General features: G+C 72.6%; 15 protein-coding genes. 5 read left to right on the top strand and 10 right to left on the bottom strand.

Features of this window, described 5'->3' with window-relative positions:
* Positions 1–13 precede the first annotated feature (13 nt).
* Positions 14–1,210 (top strand): glycoside hydrolase family 5 protein, encoded by a 1,197-nt coding sequence (locus ACM9LD_RS19865; RefSeq protein WP_415678272.1) that lies wholly within the window; start codon positions 14–16, stop codon positions 1,208–1,210.
* Positions 1,211–1,236: 26 nt separating this feature from the next.
* Here the strand turns inward: ACM9LD_RS19865 and ACM9LD_RS19870 are convergent, their stop codons facing one another.
* From ACM9LD_RS19870 to ACM9LD_RS19880, 3 genes are read right to left on the bottom strand one after another with little or no spacing between them, the layout of a single operon-like run.
* Positions 1,237–2,328, bottom strand: a complete 1,092-nt coding sequence (locus tag ACM9LD_RS19870) for a glycosyltransferase family 4 protein (RefSeq protein WP_415678273.1) — start codon at positions 2,326–2,328, stop codon at positions 1,237–1,239.
* The gene (locus ACM9LD_RS19875) at positions 2,325–3,677 is read right to left on the bottom strand and encodes a glutamate-1-semialdehyde 2,1-aminomutase (RefSeq protein ID WP_415678274.1); all 1,353 of its coding nucleotides are present in this window, start codon (positions 3,675–3,677) and stop codon (positions 2,325–2,327) included. The genes ACM9LD_RS19870 and ACM9LD_RS19875 overlap by 4 nt, the downstream gene beginning before the upstream one ends.
* A complete protein-coding gene (locus ACM9LD_RS19880) occupies positions 3,674–4,777 on the bottom strand; it encodes a class I SAM-dependent methyltransferase (protein ID WP_415678275.1) in 1,104 nt (367 codons plus the stop codon). The genes ACM9LD_RS19875 and ACM9LD_RS19880 overlap by 4 nt, the downstream gene beginning before the upstream one ends.
* 14 nt (positions 4,778–4,791) lie before the next feature.
* On the opposite strand from ACM9LD_RS19880, the gene ACM9LD_RS19885 reads away from it, so the two are divergent.
* The gene (locus ACM9LD_RS19885; protein WP_415678276.1) at positions 4,792–5,346 is read left to right on the top strand and encodes a dTDP-4-dehydrorhamnose 3,5-epimerase family protein; all 555 of its coding nucleotides are present in this window, start codon (positions 4,792–4,794) and stop codon (positions 5,344–5,346) included.
* Between the two features lie 5 nt (positions 5,347–5,351).
* Here ACM9LD_RS19885 and ACM9LD_RS19890 read toward each other — a convergent pair whose 3' ends face one another.
* From ACM9LD_RS19890 to ACM9LD_RS19905, 4 genes are read right to left on the bottom strand one after another with little or no spacing between them, the layout of a single operon-like run.
* The gene (locus tag ACM9LD_RS19890; protein ID WP_415678277.1) at positions 5,352–6,368 is read right to left on the bottom strand and encodes an NAD-dependent epimerase/dehydratase family protein; all 1,017 of its coding nucleotides are present in this window, start codon (positions 6,366–6,368) and stop codon (positions 5,352–5,354) included.
* Positions 6,365–7,018, bottom strand: a complete 654-nt coding sequence (locus ACM9LD_RS19895; RefSeq protein WP_415678278.1) for a PIG-L deacetylase family protein — start codon at positions 7,016–7,018, stop codon at positions 6,365–6,367. Before ACM9LD_RS19895 ends, ACM9LD_RS19890 begins: the two co-directional genes overlap by 4 nt.
* On the bottom strand, positions 7,015–7,797 hold the full coding sequence (locus ACM9LD_RS19900) for a glycosyltransferase family protein (protein WP_415678279.1): 783 nt from the start codon (positions 7,795–7,797) through the stop codon (positions 7,015–7,017). Before ACM9LD_RS19900 ends, ACM9LD_RS19895 begins: the two co-directional genes overlap by 4 nt.
* A 3-nt stretch (positions 7,798–7,800) precedes the next feature.
* Positions 7,801–9,048 carry a methyltransferase domain-containing protein gene (locus tag ACM9LD_RS19905; RefSeq protein WP_415678280.1) on the bottom strand — a complete coding sequence of 416 codons (1,248 nt, stop codon included), beginning with the start codon at positions 9,046–9,048 and terminating at the stop codon, positions 7,801–7,803.
* 440 nt (positions 9,049–9,488) lie between these two features.
* On the opposite strand from ACM9LD_RS19905, the gene ACM9LD_RS19910 reads away from it, so the two are divergent.
* Genes ACM9LD_RS19910 through ACM9LD_RS19920 form a run of 3 tightly spaced genes read left to right on the top strand, consistent with a single transcriptional unit; the run spans position 9,489 to position 11,817 of the window.
* The gene (locus ACM9LD_RS19910) at positions 9,489–11,027 is read left to right on the top strand and encodes a sugar transferase (protein WP_415678281.1); all 1,539 of its coding nucleotides are present in this window, start codon (positions 9,489–9,491) and stop codon (positions 11,025–11,027) included.
* 20 nt (positions 11,028–11,047) lie between these two features.
* Entirely contained in the window at positions 11,048–11,461 is a 414-nt protein-coding gene (locus ACM9LD_RS19915; protein WP_415678282.1) for a hypothetical protein, read from the top strand.
* A complete protein-coding gene (locus ACM9LD_RS19920) occupies positions 11,458–11,817 on the top strand; it encodes a hypothetical protein (protein WP_415678283.1) in 360 nt (119 codons plus the stop codon). Before ACM9LD_RS19915 ends, ACM9LD_RS19920 begins: the two co-directional genes overlap by 4 nt.
* Here the strand turns inward: ACM9LD_RS19920 and ACM9LD_RS19925 are convergent.
* From ACM9LD_RS19925 to ACM9LD_RS19935, 3 genes are read right to left on the bottom strand one after another with little or no spacing between them, the layout of a single operon-like run.
* Positions 11,795–12,859: a threonine aldolase family protein gene (locus ACM9LD_RS19925; protein ID WP_415678284.1), complete on the bottom strand. Its 1,065-nt coding sequence runs from the start codon at positions 12,857–12,859 to the stop codon at positions 11,795–11,797. The two genes, ACM9LD_RS19920 and ACM9LD_RS19925, sit on opposite strands and share 23 nt — an antisense overlap.
* Positions 12,856–13,560 carry an SDR family NAD(P)-dependent oxidoreductase gene (locus tag ACM9LD_RS19930; protein ID WP_415678285.1) on the bottom strand — a complete coding sequence of 235 codons (705 nt, stop codon included), beginning with the start codon at positions 13,558–13,560 and terminating at the stop codon, positions 12,856–12,858. The genes ACM9LD_RS19925 and ACM9LD_RS19930 overlap by 4 nt, the downstream gene beginning before the upstream one ends.
* Entirely contained in the window at positions 13,557–15,680 is a 2,124-nt protein-coding gene (locus tag ACM9LD_RS19935) for a DUF6421 family protein (protein WP_415678286.1), read from the bottom strand. Before ACM9LD_RS19935 ends, ACM9LD_RS19930 begins: the two co-directional genes overlap by 4 nt.
* Between the last annotated feature and the right edge of the window lie 65 nt (positions 15,681–15,745).

The following is a 15,745-nucleotide window of genomic DNA, read 5'->3' on the forward strand; positions in this document are numbered from 1 at the left end:
CGGGGGTGTGCGCATGACTGCGATCCGGCGCGGAGCCCTGATCGCCCTGCTCGTCGTGGCCCTCGTAGCCACGTCGCTCGTCGTCGTGGTCCGGTCGCCGGAGCCGTCGACGGCGAGGATGCGGGGCATCAACGTCGCCACCCTGCTCACGCAGGCGGTCACGATCTACGACCACCCCGAGGACACCCGCACGGGGGAGCCGCCGCTGTCGTACGAGCGGCTGCAGCAGTTGGGACACCGGGTGATCAGGCTCCCGGTGGACTGGAGTTACCTGCAACCCGGACTCGGCTCGGGCGACGAGAGCTTCCATCCGGCCTACTGGGCCGCGATCCGGACGGAGGTCGCCAGGATCAAGGCGGCGGGCATGCGCGTGGTGCTCGGCCTGCACAACGGTTGCGAGTGGCGCGCGCCGAGGGCGACGACGGCGCCCCTGGTCTGCGGTGCCGGCCTCACTCCCGCGCAGACCAACCAGGTGTGGCGCAAGCTCTCGGACGGCTTCCGTGACGAACCCGCCGTGGCCGCCTACGACCTGTTCAACGAGCCGACCCGGTTCAGCCATCCCACCCGTGCCGATCTGCAGTCCGCGGACAAGCCCGCCTACGCGGTGTACCAGCGGCACGTCAACGAGGTCGTGAGGACGTTGCGCGCCGCCGGAGACAGGACCGTGCTGTGGGTGGAGTCGTTGTGCTGCTCGCGGTTCTCGGACTTCGCGTACACGGATCCGAACGGCGGTTGGGTGGAGGATCCCCTGCGTCGGGTCGTGTACTCCCAGCACATGTATCCCGTGCGCAACAGCGGCGTGGGCGAGGTCTTCGACCCGGCCAAGCTCGACCCCGGCTACGTCCGGGACCAGGGACGGTCGTGGGTGGATCTCGGGTACGAGCGGGGCTTCCTCGGGCGGCTGCGGATGTTCGGCGACTGGTGCGCCCGCAGCGAGGTCGAATGCTCCGTCGGTGAGGTCGGCTGGTACGGGCCGGGCCAATCCGCGGCGAGCGCGGAACAGTGGAACCGGCTGGGCGATCGCTGGTACGCGCTCGCCAACAGATACGGCATGGACGTCACCTACTTCGGGACGTCGTCGGCGTTCCACGGGCCGCTGTGGGCGTACGACGCGCCGGGGCCCGACGTGTGGCTCCCGGCGGCGGGATTGTCCCGCAAGCAGTCCCAGGCCGCGATCATCGAGAAGCCCGAGCACCTCTCGCAGGGATGACTTCGGCGCGGTGGCCGGGAAAGCGCTCAGTCCGCGAGTTCGGCCCACAGCGCCGCCAGCCGCGCGTGCCAAGGCCCGATGGCGAAGTCGCGGGCCCGGCGCCGGGCGCCGTCGGCGATGCGGTTCCGCAGCTCCGGGTCCTCGACCAACCGCGCCAGCGCGGCGCTGAGGGCGGGCACGTCGCCGGGCGGTACGAGGAGGCCGTCCTCGCCGTCGGTGATCGCGTCGGGGATGGCGCCGACGGGGGTGGTCAGCGGCGCCAGGCCGGCGGCCATGGCCTCCAGCAGCGCCATCGGCAGTCCCTCGTCGTAGCTGGGCAGCGCGAAGACCTGCGCGGCGGCGAGCAGTGCGTCGCGCCCCGCCGGGTCGACCCAGCCGCTCACCGTCACGGCGTCCCCGACACCCGCCGCCGCGACGGCCGCGCGCACCTGGTCCACCTCGCCATCGCCGGCGAGCGTCAGGTGCAGCCGCGCGCGGACGGCGGGCGGCAGTGCGGCCACCGCCGCGACGAGGTCGTAGCTGCCCTTGCGCACGCCGAGCCGTCCGAGCGCGACCACCCGGACGACCTCGTCCGTCGCGGCGCCGGCGGCCGGGCCGGCGGAACCGTCGGGGGCCGCGGGCACGGGGTTGTAGAGCACCTCCACGCGGTCCCGCGCGAGGTCCAGGGCGGCCGCGTACTCCGCCGCGAGGCCCGTGCCGAGCACGAGCCAGCGGTCCGCGGGCAGGGCCGCCCGCACGAGGGCACGCACCGGCCGCGGGAGCCCGGTCACCCAGCCGCCGAAGTCGAAGCTGTGGCCGTGCACGATCGCGGGGACGCCGCGCAGGCGCGCCGCCCAGAGGATGGGGGCCTTGCGCACCACGCTGCCGCCGTGCGAGAGGTGCACGTGCACCACGTCGACATCGCCGCGGAGAACGGCCGCGGTGCCTGCCGCCATCCCGCCGAGGCCGGCCCGCAGGCGCTGCCCGACGGTGCCGTCCACGTACGTGGTGAGCAGGCGCACCTCGATCGACGGATCCGGTTGCGCCGCCATGTGACCGACCACGGTCGCCATTCCCCCGCGGCTCGTGGGTCCGGGAGGGGCGGGGCCCACGACGAGGACGCGGATCGGCGCGGTCATGACGGTGCTCCGCCGCGCAGCCGCCGCGGCGCGGCGGTCCGGCGCAGCGCGGGCGCCACGGGCCGACCCTCGAGGAGCCCGTCGACGGTGCCCGCCTCCAGCGCCTTCCGGTACGGCACGAGCGCCTGCGCGACGGCGTCGACGGTGTGGTCGACGTCGGCGTCGGTGTGGGCGGCGGAGATCACGAAGGACTGCCCGAGCACGCCGCGCCGCATCAGCTCCTGCAGGAACAGGGTCCGGTACGGCTGCGACGGCGCGCCCTCGGCATCGCGGGTGGTGAAGACCAGGCACGACGGGCGGCCGATCGCGCGCACCGCGTCGCCGACGCCCGCGGCCTCGGCCGCGGCGTTCACCCCGTCGGCGAGGCGGCGCCCGGCCCGCTCCATCGCGCCCACCGGGTCGCCCTCGCGGTAGGCCCGGGCCACGGCGCGGAACGCGGTGAGCGAGACCGACTCCGGCCCGTGCGTGGTGGAGAGCAGGAAGACGCGCTCGGCGTCGGTGTTCAGCCCACCGAGCTCCATGTACTCGCGCTTGCCCGCGAGCGCCGAGATCGGGAAGCCGTTGCCCATCGCCTTGCCCCAGGAGGAGAGGTCCGGCGTCACGCCGTACACGGACTGCGCGCCGTGGGCCGACCAGCGGAAGCCGGTGATCATCTCGTCGAAGACGAGCAGGGAGCCGTGCTCGTCGCACAGGGCCCGGACCGTCTCGAGGAAGCCGGGCTCCGGTTCGGCGAGCGCGGAGGCGGCCTCGAGGAAGACGGCGGCGATGCGGCCGGGGTGCTCGGCGAACCGGGCGCGCAGGGAGTCCGCGTCGTTGTAGCGGAAGCGGACCGTGAGATCGCTGATGGCGGAGGGGATCCCGGCGGCCATGTCGGTGGCGCCGATGAACCAGTCGTCCACCGAGAAGAAGGGCTGGTCGCACACCGCCACCAGGTCGCGGCCGGTCGCGGCGCGGGCCAGCCGGACGGCGGCGGTGGTGGCGTCGGAGCCGTTCTTGCCGAACTTCACCATGTCCGCGGTCGGTACAAGCTCGAGGAAGTCCTCGGCGGCGTCGAGCTCGGTCGTCGTGGGCCGGCTGAAGCTCAGGCCGTCGTCGAGGCAGGCGCGCACGGCCTCCACGACGGGCGGGTAGGCGTGCCCCAGGGTCACGGCGCGCAGGCCCATGCCGTACTCGACATATTCGTTGCCGTCCGCGTCCCACACCCGCGCGCCGCGGCCGCGGGTCAGCACGGGCGGCATGAACTCGGGGTACTGGTCGGCGCCGCGGGCGTAGGTGTGCGCGCCACCGGGCACCAGGTGGTGCAGGCGGTCCTGCAGCGCGCGGGAACGGGCGAATCCGGGTTCGGTCATGGTTGGTTCACCAATCTTCCACGGAGGGCGGGCCAGGCGTCGAGCACCTCGTCGTACAGGTCGGGCAGCGTCAGCACGACGGGGCCGTCGAGGGTGGTCAGGTGCTCGGGCGCGACGATCGGGATGTCGGTGCCGGGCATGCGGCGCCCCTGCTTCGACGGTGACGCGTCGGCCACGCAGGTCACGAGGGACGCGTCGAGCCCGGCGAGCGCGAACAGGGCCACGGCCCGCGACGCGGCGCCGTAGGCCGCGACGGTGCGGCCGGCGGCGGCGTGCCCCTGCGCCCACTCCCGCAGCGCGCGGGCCTGGTCGGCGGGCGCCGCGCTGAGGGTGCGCAGGCCGGCGGGGGTGCCGAGGCCGGCGTCGGCCTCGGTGGCCAGGATCCGGCGCACGACGGGGCCGGCGGCCCCGGCGCCGGGCACCACGTCGGCCGCGCCGGCGTGCCGCACCGCGAGCAGCACGGTGCCGCCGTACAGGTCGAACTCGAAGGCGCGCACGGGCTCCAGGCCGGCGGCGTCGAGCAGGCGCAGCAGGGCGGTCAGCGTGTAGTAGCCGAAGTGGCCGTGCCGCAGGGCGGTCCACTGCCGCTGGTCGACGATGCCGCCGAGCGGCTGGTACTGCAGGAGCAGCACGCCGCCGGGCGCGACGGCCGCGGCCCGCGCGGCGAAGGCGGCCCGCTGATCCGGCTCGTGCATGATCCCGAAGCTGTCGAGCACGACGTCGGCGGGGCCGTCGGTCTCGTGGAAGCCGCGGTCCGCGAGCAGCGGCAGCCAGGTGCCGCCGTGCGGACTCCCGAACTCGCGCACCGTCGTACCGGGGAGGAGGCCGGCCTCGGCGACCCGGGCCACGGCGTCGGCGGCCTGCTCGCGCAGGGCGCGCGGTTCCACGCCGCGCGGCTCGTCGGTCACGGTGTCGTCGTCGGCGAGCTGCGCGAGGCCGCACGCCGCGCACAGGTCCATCGCGAGCGGGTGGGCGGATTCGCCGGGATCCACCGGGGATCCGGCGGGCGGGAAGTGATCGGCCGCGGGAACCCGGCCCAGATCGAGCACCCGGGTGAGTTTGACGGAGCCGCAGGCGCGGCACGCGCGTGCGTGTCTCATGGCAGCATGTCCTCATGCGCATCGAGCAGACCGACCTGGCCGACGTCCTGCTGCTGGTTCCGACCCCGCACGCCGACGACCGGGGACTGTTCACCCGCACCTTCGATGCGGAGATCTTCGACGAGTACCTCGGGGAGCCGGGTGCCGCAGCGCGATTCGTACAGGACTCGCAGTCCTGCTCGGTGCGGGGCGTGCTCCGCGGGATGCACGGTCGCTCGGGCCGCGGGGAGGCGAAGCTCGTGCGCTGCGCGCACGGCGCGGTGCACGACGTGCTGGTGGACGCGCGACCCTATTCGCCCACCTTCGGCCGCAGTCAGGCCTTCCGCCTGGACGACGAGGCCTTCCGCACGCTGTACGTACCGCCGGGATTCCTGCACGGCTTCCAGGCGCTGACCGACGTGGCGGACGTCTGCTACCGGATCGACCGCCCGCACGACCCGTCCGAGGATCTCGCGGTGCACCACGCCGATCCGGAGCTGGCGCTGCAGTGGCCGCTCGCCGCGTCGATCGTCTCGGCGCGGGACCGCGCGGCCGGCTCCTGGGCCGACCTGCGCGCCCGCCTGGGCTGACCCGGTCATCGCCGGCGCATCGAGGCGTCGATGGCGCCCCCGGCCTGCAGCTCCTTGAGCACCGCGAGCCGGGTGAAGTCGTCGTGGAAGGTGTGCTCTGTGAGCCCGTACTCGGTGTAGGCCTTGTGCAGCTCGGCCGCGCCGTCCGGCACCGTCCACTGCGCCTCGAAGCCCAGTTCGTCGCGCGCGCGGGAGAAGTCGACCCGGTAGGAGCGCGGATCGTTGCCGGCCTCGCCGGTGATCCGGACGGCGGCGTCGGGCACCACGTCGACCACGGCCTGCGCGATCTCGGCGACGGTGACGTTGTTGCGCTCGGTGCCGATGTTGTAGGCGCGCGCCGAGATCGTCTCCTTGGGCGCGGTGAGGCAGGTGGCGAAGGCGCGGGCGATGTCCTGTGCGTGCACCAGCGGGCGCCACGGCGTCCCGTCGGAGAGCACCAGCACCTCGCCCGTGAGCACCGCGTAGCCCATCAGGTTGTTCAGCACGATGTCCGCGCGGAGGCGCGGCGAGAAGCCGAAGGCCGTGGCGTTGCGCAGGAAGACGGGCGTGAAGTCGGCGTCCGCGAGGGCGGCGGCGTCGTCCTCGACCCGCACCTTGCTGATCGCGTACGGCGTGATGGGGTTGAGCGGGGCCTCCTCGTCGACGAGGCCGTCCCCCGCGGCGCCGTAGACGGAGCACGTGGAGGCGTACAGGAACCGGGAGACGCCCGCGTCCTTCGCCAGCCGCGCGAGCCGGCTCGACGCGGCGTGGTTGATGTCGTAGGTGATCTCCGGTGCCAGCGAGCCCAGGGGGTCGTTGGACAGAGCCGCGAGGTGGATCACCGCGTCGAAGCCCTGCAGTTCCTCGACGGTCACGTCCCGCAGGTCGGTGGTGATCGTGGGCGGGTCGGCCACCGCGGGCCCGAGGACGCGGTCGGCGAAGAGCCCGGAGTCGAGGCCGGTGACCTCGTGCCCCTCCGCGCGCAGGATCGGCGCCATCACCGTTCCCAGGTACCCCTGGCTGCCCGTGAGCAGGACCTTCATCGATTTCCTCCGAGATCTACGATCGCTTTTTCCAAGATGAAACCCTCGGCGTAGGTGGCGCGGCACTGGATGCCGCGCAGCCGTGCCAGGCCGAGGAAGGACTCGTCGTCGAACCAGTCGTGGTCGACCTGCGAGGGGTAGTGCTCCGAGAGCAGCCGCGCCTTCGTCATCGCGGCGTACGCCGAGAGCGGGTTGAAGACGGTGGGCCGCGGGGTGTCGGTCTCCCACTTGAGGACCTCGTAGCCGAGGATCAGGTGGTCCCGGAACTCCTGGGGCACCAGTTCCGCGAGCTGGCGGTGATCCTGGTGCGCGTCGCCCCGGTGGGGGGCGAAGACGATGTCGGGCGACGCCGACCGTTTGAACTGCGCCAGCAGGGATTTCTCCCGCTGCCAGTGCGCGGGGGCCCGCCCGTCGGGTAGGTCCAGCACTGTGATGTGCAGCTCCGCCTCGGGCGCGAAGGCGGCGAGCGCCGCCCGCTCCTCCGCTTCGCGCGGGGTCCCGGCGCCGCTGGCCACGAAGGCCCGCACGCGCAGGCCGGGGTTGGCCTCCGCCAGCTGGAGCAGGGTTCCGCCCATGCCGATCGCGATGTCGTCGCAGTGCGCGCCGAGGACCGCGATCTCCGAGATCCGGCCGGCGGAGAGCCCGATCATCCGACCGGGTCCTTCCACACCATCCAGGGGCGGTCGCCGCGGGCGTAGCCGGCGTCGAGGTCGGCCCGCTCCTTGAACGTGTCGGCGGGCTTCCAGAAGCCGCGGTGCTTGTAGCCCAACAGCTTCCCCTCCTTGGACAGCGCCGTGCACGAGTCCGCCACCAGGTCGCCCCCGGGCGGTAGGTGGTCGAAGACCTCCTGGGTCAGTACGAAGTAGCCGCCGTTCTCCCAGATCGGGAACTCGGAGACGGGGGTGATGCCGGTGACCTTGTCGTCGCCGTCCACGTCCACGCAGTGGAACGAGGACTGCGGCGGCACCAGCAGCATCGACGCGGCGGAGCCGGTCTCCTTGACCCGGTCGATGATGGTGTTCATCGGCGCGTCGCTGAGCACGTCGGCGTAATTGGCGAGGAAGTACTCGTCGCCGTCCAGGTAGGGCCGCGCGCGCCGGAGGCGTTCCCCGATGGCCGATTCCAGGCCGGTGTCGACGAAGGTGATCGTCCAGTCCCGCATGTCCGCGCCGAGCAACTCCACCTCGCCGCCGCGGATGACGAAGTCGTTCGACTCGGTCTCGCGGTAGTTGAGGAAGTAGTTCTTGATGTGCTGCGCGCCGTAGCCCAGGCACAGCACGAACTCGGTGTGCCCGAAGTGGGCGTAGTAGCGCATCACGTGCCAGATCAGCGGACGCGGCCCCACGAGCTGCATGGGCTTGGGCACCATGTCGTCGGCGGTGTTGCGCATGCGCATGCCGTAGCCGCCGCAGAACAGGACAACCTTCATCGCTCAGACCTCCGTGGTGGCGGCCACCGGCCGCGCGGTGTGCAATTGGGGCATGGGGTAGACCACCTCGGTGCCCCGGTCGATCAGGGGACGCAGCTGCTCGGTGATCTCGGTCTCGAGGTTCCACGGCAGCACCACGACCACGTCGGGGCGGTCGGCGTCGAGCCGTTCGGGCTCGTGGATGGGGATGCGCGTGCCCGGGGTGAACCGGCCGTGCTTGTAGGGATTGCGGTCCACGGTGTACTCGAGCAGGTCGGGCCGGATGCCGCAGTAGTTCAGCAGCGTGTTGCCCTTGCCCGGGGCGCCGTAGCCGGCGACCCGCTTGCCGGCGGCGCGGCAGTCGAGGAGGAAGCGGAGCAGGTCCTGCCGGGCCCGGTCGGCCTGCGCCTGCATGCCGGTGTAGCCGGCGAGTGCGTGCAGCCCGGCCTCCTCCTCGATCCGCAGCACCTCGCGCACCCGGTCCGACGGTGCCTGCGCGACCCCGTCGGGGCGCGCCCAGACCCGGATCGAGCCCCCGTGGGTGGGAATGGTCTCGACGTCGACCACCGTGAGGCCCGCGGTCGCGAGCGCGCGCTGGGCGCTGAGCACCGTGTAGTACTGGAAGTGCTCGTGGTAGATCGTGTCGAACTGGCCCTCGGCGACGAGGGCGAGCGCGTGGTGCACCTCGACGCTCAGCCAGCCGTCGTCCGCGAGCAGCCCCCGCAGGCCCTGGGTGAAACCCAGCAGGTCGGGGATGTGCGCGTAGACGTTGTTCGCCACCACGAGATCGGCGGGGCCGTGCTCGGCGCGGACCTGCGCGGCGGTCTCCGGGCCGAGGAAGGCGGTCACCGTCGGGACGCCCTTGTCGCGGGCGGCCTGCCCGACGTTGACCGACGGCTCGATGCCGAGGCAGGGCACGCCGGCCGCGACCGCGTGCTGCAACAGGTACCCGTCGTTGCTCGCGACCTCGACGATGAGGCTGTCGCCGTCGAGCTCGAGCCGGCGGATCGACTCGTCGACGAAGCGACGCGCGTGGTCGACCCAGCTCGCCGCGAACGAGGAGAAGTACGCGTACTCCGAGAAGGTCTCCTCGGGGACGATCAGCGCGGGGATCTGGAGCAGCAGGCACTCGTCGCAGATCCGCAGGTGCAGGGGATAGGTGGGCTCGGGGCCGTCCAGTTCCGCTGCCGTGAGGAACATTTCACAAGGTGGTGTGGCACCGAGGTCGACCACGCTCCGTAGCTGTGACGACCCGCACAGTCGGCATTTCATGATGACTTCCGTAACTCTCGGGGGGTGCTTCGGTGATTGAGCATAACCCTCACATCTTTTCTGGTTGCAAACGGCTAATTCAGCTTGCGATTGCAATGCTGAGCGTCTACGGTAGCAACCGGCGGTCGCTCGGATCCGCTGCGCGGGGCTCTCGGAAGCGTGGGGCGTTCGCGACGCGGAGCGAGATCGGACGACGAGAGTACGGCCTGTGAACAGTGCGAACGATGTTCTCGGCGGCACGCTCCTCGACGATCCGGGGAGCGGCTGTGAGCGCCGTCACGCTCACGAGGTGCGACGGAGCGCTCAGGAGGCGTAGTGGGTGAGACGAGGCTCACGGGATTAGCTATTCGCAACTGCAATATGTAGATTAGCGATTCTGATCCGGTCGAGGCGTCGCATTCCGCGTCCAGTCGCGGTGAATGGATGTGAGGAGCGGGACAATGTCGATCGACACTTGGGCGGCGACCCCTGTCGCCCCGGCGGAGCCCTTGCCCGTCACCGTGATCGCGCCCGAGCCCGTGCGGGCTCCCGCCGCAGAGGCCTCGGCTCCGACCGTCGCCCGTCCGCAGCCGGCGCGCGCGGTCGCCGAGGCGCACCGGAACCGTCTCGCCCGCCGGATCGTCGCCGCGGACGCCGTCGTGGCGGTCGCAGCCTCCGCCGCGGGGCTCACCGTCGGTTACGCCGAGGGCGAGAGCGTCCCCGAGCTGGCGGCCCTCGTCGTCGGAGTGAACCTGTTCTGGTTCCTCCGCCTGTGGCGCTCCCGGCCGATGGCCGTTCCGCTGCTGCAGCTCGGCTCGCCCGAGCTGCGCCGGGTGCTCGTCACGGCCCAGCTCGTCTACGGCCCGCTGATCCTGATCGAGCTGTTCTTCCCCTGGATGCTCCCCCACGCGCTGTTCGTCGCCTCGGCGCCCGTCGCGCTGGCCGGCGCGCTCCTCGTGCGCCTCCGGTTCCGGCGGCGCGCCGCCGCGGCGGCACCGGTGCCCACCCTGGTCGTCGGCGGTTTCGCTTCGGCAACGGCATCGGCCCGGAGCCTGCTCCAGGCCGACACCGCGGGCGCGGAGGTCGTGGGCGTCTGCCTCCCCGCGAACGACGCCGTCGTGGTCGACGCGATCGAGCTGTCCGGCACGCGGATCCCCGTCGTGGGAACCGACCGGACGGTGATCGAGTCGGTGCGCGAGACCGGCGCCGGGATCGTGGTGCTCACCGCGACCGACTCGCTCGGCCCCGACGACATCCGCGAGCTGATGTGGCAGCTCGCCGCGGAGGGCGTCGAACTCGTGGTCACGGCCGGCCTGCCCGACGTCGCGCGTGCCCGGCTCGTGAGCGGCTCCGTCGGGCGGACCCCGATGACGCACGTCGCCGCGCCGCAGCCCGCGCGCTCTTACGGCCTCGGCAAGCGCCTCCTCGACCTCACCGTCGCCGGCGCGGGTGTCCTCGTCGCGGCACCCGTGATGCTCGTGATCGCCGCCGCGGTCAAGGCGGACAGCCGCGGCCCCGTCCTCTACCGCGCCCAGCGCGTCGGCGCGGGCGGCGAGCTCTTCGACATGATCAAGTTCCGCAGCATGTACGTCGACGCCGATGTCCGGCGCGACGTGCTGGCGGGCGACGACATGGGCGCCGGCCCGCTGTTCAAGGTCAAGAACGATCCGCGGGTCACCCGGGTGGGCCGGTTCATCCGTCGGTACAGCCTGGACGAGCTGCCGCAGTTCTTCAACGTGCTCGGCGGGTCGATGTCCGTCGTCGGACCGCGCCCGGCGCTGGCGCACGAGGTCGAGCAGTATCCGCCGGTCATGCTCCGCCGAATGCTGGTCAAGCCCGGCGTCACCGGGGCCTGGCAGGTCAACGGCCGGTCGAATCTCAGCTGGGACGAGTCGATCCGGCTCGACGTGGGCTACGTCGAGAACTGGTCGCTCGGCCGGGACGTCGGCATCATCGCGCGGACCGTGCGCACGGTGCTCGCCTCCGACGGCGCGTACTGACGGTCCGTATCGTCGACGGAGTGCAGGAGACCTCCCCCGACCGGCCGGCGCCCGACGGTGCCCGCCTGCCCACCGACCGCCGCACCCTCGCGTGCGTCGCGCTCGGCGGCGCCCTGGTCGGCATCGCCACCACGAAGCTCTCGGCCGCGCCCGCGTGGCGGGCCCTCGAGCTCGACGCCCGGTTCGTCGGCATCGCGGTCCTCTCCCTGCTGACCGGAGCGCTGTTCGCCCTGCGCGACGTCGTCGGTGAGCGCTGGTTCGCCTTCCTCGCCTTCGGCGTGCTCGCCGGTTTCGGCTCGATCGGCGTCTACGGGCTGGTGTCCCTGCTCGGGATGCCGCCGTCCGCGGGCGTGCGGTTCCTGTTCGGCGCGCCCCTCGTCTCCGCTCTGGGGATCGCGGCCGGGTACGCGCTCGTGCGGCGGGCTCGGCGGTGATCGCGCTCGTCGCCGTGGGCGGCGCCGTCGGCTCGGTGCTCGGCTACCTCCTGGTGGCCCGCGGCCCGCGGTGGACGACGATGCTGTGCGCCACCGTGACGGTGTCGGTGCTCCTCGGGGGCGTCGCCCGGCTGGTCCGGATCGTGGGCGACACGGGCCTCGCGGCGCTCCCGGTCGCCCTGCTCGGCCCGATCGTCACGTTCACCGGGATCGGCTGGTGGCTCACGGCGTCGCCGCGCCGGGACTGGCGGCGCGCCGCCCTCGTGGTGGGCGGCGGCGTCGCCGCGGCGATCCTCGGCTACCTGTCGATCGACCTCATGGGTCTGGCCTACATCAAATTCCCGAGGTTCGGCTGAGCTCCTCCGCGACGAGGGCGGCGAAGGCGCGGACGTCGTCCTCGGTGGTGTCCCAGGCGCACATCCAGCGGACCTCGCCGCGGATCTCGTCCCAGAAGTAGAACGGCACCCGCTCCATGAGCGCCTCGGCGGCGGCGTGCGGGAGCTCGGCGAAGACCGCGTTCGACTGCACGGGCTGGGTGAGGGCGACCCCGTCGATCCCGCCGACGAGCTCGGCGAGCAGCCGGGCCATCGCGTTCGCGTGGCCGGCGACGCGCAGGTACCGGTCGTCCGAGAACAGGGCGAGGAACTGCGCGGCGAGGAAGCGCTGCTTCGACGCCAGCTGCATCGACAGCTTGCGCACGTACTCGATCCCGGGTGCCGTGGCCGTGTCGAGGACGACCACCAGCTCCGCGCCGAGCAGGCCGCTCTTGGTGCCGCCCACGCTCACGACGTCGGCGCCGACGTCGGTGGTGATCGCCCGCAGGCTCGTACCGAGGCTCGCGGCGGCGTTCGCGAGGCGGGAGCCGTCGATGTGCAGCAGCCAGCCGCGCTCGTGCGCGTAGTCCGCGAGGGCCCGCAGCTCGTCCGGGGTGTAGACGGTGCCGAGCTCGGTGGACTGCGCCACGGAGAGCACGCGCGGCTGCGCCCAGTGCACGTCGCCCGCGCGGTCGGGCACGGCGCCGGTGATTGCCTCGGGCGTCAGTTTGCCCTCGACGGTCGGCACGACGAACAGCTTGAGCCCGGCCAGCTTCTCCGGGGCGCCGCCCTCGTCGACGTGGATATGGCCGGAGTCGGCGCAGACCACCGCGGACCAGCGATCGGAGACCGCCGACAGGGCGACGACGTTCGCACCGGTGCCGTTGAAGACCGGGAAGGCACGCGCCCCGGCACCGAAGATCTCGGCGATCCGGTCGCCGAGCGCCGCGGTGTAGTCATCGGCGCCGTAGGCGCCCTGGTGCCCGAGGTTGGCCTCGGCGATGGCCTCGAGCACCTCCGGCAGCACGCCGGCGTAGTTGTCGCTCGCGAAGCCGCGCTTGTCGGGGTCGTGCAGGCGGGTCATGCGGTCACCTCCGGAACCAGGGTGTCGACGGTGCCGTTGACCTCGGCCGCGGGGGCGTCCCACAGTGCGACGAGGTGGTCGGCCACGTCGCCGATGGGTGTGTAGCGCGGGAACTTCCGCTCGGGGGCGTCGGCCTTCATCTGCGGGGTGAGCAGCGCCATCACGCGGACGACCGCCGCGGCGGCGCCGGTGCCGGCGAAGCCGTCGGCGAGCGCGAGGGTCCACGCCTCGGCCGCCGCCTTGGCGGAGGCGTACATCGCGTTCTTCGCCGTCGGCTTCGCGACCGAGACCGACGAGATGACGGCGACGCGCGCGTCCTCGCTCGCGGCCAGTGCCGGGAACAGCGGCTGCGAGACGTTCTGCAGGCTGCGGATCAGGCCGACCTCCAGGAAGCTCCAGTCCGCCGGGTCGGCCTGGTCGATCGGCGTGCCGCCGCGCCAGCCGCCCACCAGGTGCAGCAGGCCGTCGGCGCCGTCGTGCTCGGCGACGATGCGCCGGACCGCCTCCGCGGTGGCCTCCCGGTCGGACAGGTCCGCGCGGTAGGCGCTGACGCCGTCGAGGTCCGCGATCGACTCCGCCGGCGCGCCGCGCGTGATCACCGCGGGCTTCGCCCCGGCGGCGACGAGCCGCCGCACCACCTCCTGGCCCAGTGCCCCGTTCGCGCCCGTCACCACGACGGTGCGCCCCGTCACCCCGCTCATGCCGGTACCTCCGTCGCCGTCGCCGCCGTGATGCCCTTTGCGCTCTCGATCACGGGAGCCATCTTGCGCCGCAGCGCCTCGTAGAACATGTTGAGGGGGAACTCGTCGGCGAGGACGAGGTCCACCAGGGCCTTCGGCGGACCGTCGAGCGGCAGGGCCGACGGGCCCTTCGCCCAGGTCGAACCGGGGCCGGGCGCGACGTAGGAGGAGACGAACTCGTAGCTCGCCAGCCACTGGCCCACCTTCGACCGGTCGATGCCGGTGCGGTAGAGCTCCTCGATCTCCTCGGTCAGCCGGATCACCTGGAGCGGGAGCTCCTTCCAGTCGAAGGAGAGCCGGTTGTCGTGCCAGCGCAGCGCGCCGTGCCGGTGCAGGTAGGCGAACAGCAGCTGCCCGCCGAGGCCGTCGTAGTTGCGCACGCGGTCACCGGTGATGGGGAAGCGGAAGAGGCGGTCGCAGAGGATCGCCAGCTGCACCGGCAGCCCGTACGGGTGGCCCTCCTGCTGGAGTCGGTAGGCCTCGCGGAAGGTGGTCAGATCGCAGCGCAGCTCCTCGAGGGAGTACTGCCAGTAGGGCATCCGCTGCTTGATCATGAACGGATCGAAGGGCAGGTCGCCGCGGCTGTGGGTGCGGTCGTGGATCAGGTCCCACAGGGCGAACGTCGACTGGGCGAGGGACTGCGAGGCGACGAGTCGCTCGCCGTCGGGCGGCAGGCGCAGCGAGAGGATCTCGGCGGCCGCGCTCGTCACCCGGCGGAACCGGGCGGCCTCGCGGTCGCAGAAGATGGCGCCCCAGTGGAACTCCGGGGTCTGCGCGACGGTCACGGTCTCGGGGAAGAGCACCGCGGAGTGGGTGTCGTAGCCGGGGGTGAAGTCCTCGAAGGCGACGGCCAGGAACTGCCGGTTGTCGAAGGTGCGCTCGGTCTCGGCCAGCCATGCGGGCCAGACGACGCGGAGGATCACGGCCTCGAAGACCTTGCCCGCGTTGCCGTTCTGCGTGTACATCGGGAAGACCACGAGGTGCTCGGTGCCGTCGACCCGATCCCGGTCCGGCCGGAAGGCCGCGAGGGACTCGTCGAACTCGGGGCGCTCGAAGCCGCCCTCGATCCACCGCCGGAAGTCGAAGGGCAGCGCGGCGAGGTACTCCGCGTCGTGGGGGAAGCGGGGGGCCAGCGCGGCGATCCGCATCACGATCTCGTCGACCAGGTCGCCTGCGCGGGTGTGATCGGCGGGGTCCGGAACGGCGCCGGACTCGTCCTGCAGGCCACGCAGTTCCTCCACCGCGGCCTTGAGCGCGGCCCAGTCCGGGCTGTCCGCCGCGCCGGTGCCGGCGTCCGCGGGCGTGTCCTCGTGCGCCCCGGCGGCCCAGGTGACGGCGTTGGCCCAGAGGGTGCGCTGGTCGAGGTCGTCGATCGAGTCGTCGCCGACGAGGTCGGAGTCCGCGAAGACGACGACGCGGCCGCGGTCGACCTGCAGCGCGGCGGCCAGCGGCCGGCCCGCGGGGGAGGCCGTGTCGCTCGTGCGGGCCAGCACGGTGGCGCCGGGCGATGCCGTGAGGTCGAGGACGCCGGTGCGGTAGAAGCAGGCGCCGTCGACCGCGGCGACGATGCCCTGCCCGTTCAGGTCGGGTGCGATCTCCGAGCGGACCCAGGTGGCGTTGCCGCCGTGCCGGCGGTCGCCCGCGGCCTCCTGCACGACCACCGATTCGACGTGGACCCCGAACCGCCCGAGCAGCTCGTCCAGGTTGTTGCCCGACGTCGCGGTGTCGCACTCGGCGAGTACGACGAGCCCGCCGCCGTCCCGGACGTACTGCTCGATCGCGTCGAGCTCGTCGGTGGCGTAGACGGGCGGCAGGTCACCGGTGACGCGCTCGACGCCCGGCCGCGCGAGGTGCGGGATCACGTAGACGTCGGCCGCGGCGAGCTCTGCGGCGCCGATGTGCGGTGCGACGGCGTCCGTCACCGTCATACCGCGGCGGCGGAGGGTGTCGACGGCCTCGGCCAGGCTGGCGTCGGCCGGGTTCGGGGGAACCATCTCGCGCGCCCGGTCCAGGGTGGTCGCCCACGCGCAGCTCCGGGCCTGCTCGACCTGGACGCGCGCGAACACCGCATCGTCTGACATAACCGTACCGGCCTTTCACCTCTTACGTGTATCTTGACGCAATCTTAACGCCAGAACACGTCCTG

It is taken from the genome of Tsukamurella hominis (assembly GCF_965137015.1).
Taxonomy (GTDB): Bacteria; Actinomycetota; Actinomycetes; order Mycobacteriales; family Mycobacteriaceae; genus Tsukamurella; species Tsukamurella hominis.

What these genes read in the sequence shown, in the direction of transcription:
- ACM9LD_RS19865 (WP_415678272.1), top strand. Translation starts at nt 14, where the DNA reads ATGACTGCGATCCGGCGCGGAGCCCTGATCGCCCTGCTCGTCGTGGCC.
- ACM9LD_RS19870 (WP_415678273.1), bottom strand. Translation starts at nt 2,328, where the DNA reads ATGACCGCGCCGATCCGCGTCCTCGTCGTGGGCCCCGCCCCTCCCGGA.
- ACM9LD_RS19875 (WP_415678274.1), bottom strand. Translation starts at nt 3,677, where the DNA reads ATGACCGAACCCGGATTCGCCCGTTCCCGCGCGCTGCAGGACCGCCTG.
- ACM9LD_RS19880 (WP_415678275.1), bottom strand. Translation starts at nt 4,777, where the DNA reads ATGAGACACGCACGCGCGTGCCGCGCCTGCGGCTCCGTCAAACTCACC.
- ACM9LD_RS19885 (WP_415678276.1), top strand. Translation starts at nt 4,792, where the DNA reads ATGCGCATCGAGCAGACCGACCTGGCCGACGTCCTGCTGCTGGTTCCG.
- ACM9LD_RS19890 (WP_415678277.1), bottom strand. Translation starts at nt 6,368, where the DNA reads ATGAAGGTCCTGCTCACGGGCAGCCAGGGGTACCTGGGAACGGTGATG.
- ACM9LD_RS19895 (WP_415678278.1), bottom strand. Translation starts at nt 7,018, where the DNA reads ATGATCGGGCTCTCCGCCGGCCGGATCTCGGAGATCGCGGTCCTCGGC.
- ACM9LD_RS19900 (WP_415678279.1), bottom strand. Translation starts at nt 7,797, where the DNA reads ATGAAGGTTGTCCTGTTCTGCGGCGGCTACGGCATGCGCATGCGCAAC.
- ACM9LD_RS19905 (WP_415678280.1), bottom strand. Translation starts at nt 9,048, where the DNA reads ATGAAATGCCGACTGTGCGGGTCGTCACAGCTACGGAGCGTGGTCGAC.
- ACM9LD_RS19910 (WP_415678281.1), top strand. Translation starts at nt 9,489, where the DNA reads ATGTCGATCGACACTTGGGCGGCGACCCCTGTCGCCCCGGCGGAGCCC.
- ACM9LD_RS19925 (WP_415678284.1), bottom strand. Translation starts at nt 12,859, where the DNA reads ATGACCCGCCTGCACGACCCCGACAAGCGCGGCTTCGCGAGCGACAAC.
- ACM9LD_RS19930 (WP_415678285.1), bottom strand. Translation starts at nt 13,560, where the DNA reads ATGAGCGGGGTGACGGGGCGCACCGTCGTGGTGACGGGCGCGAACGGG.
- ACM9LD_RS19935 (WP_415678286.1), bottom strand. Translation starts at nt 15,680, where the DNA reads ATGTCAGACGATGCGGTGTTCGCGCGCGTCCAGGTCGAGCAGGCCCGG.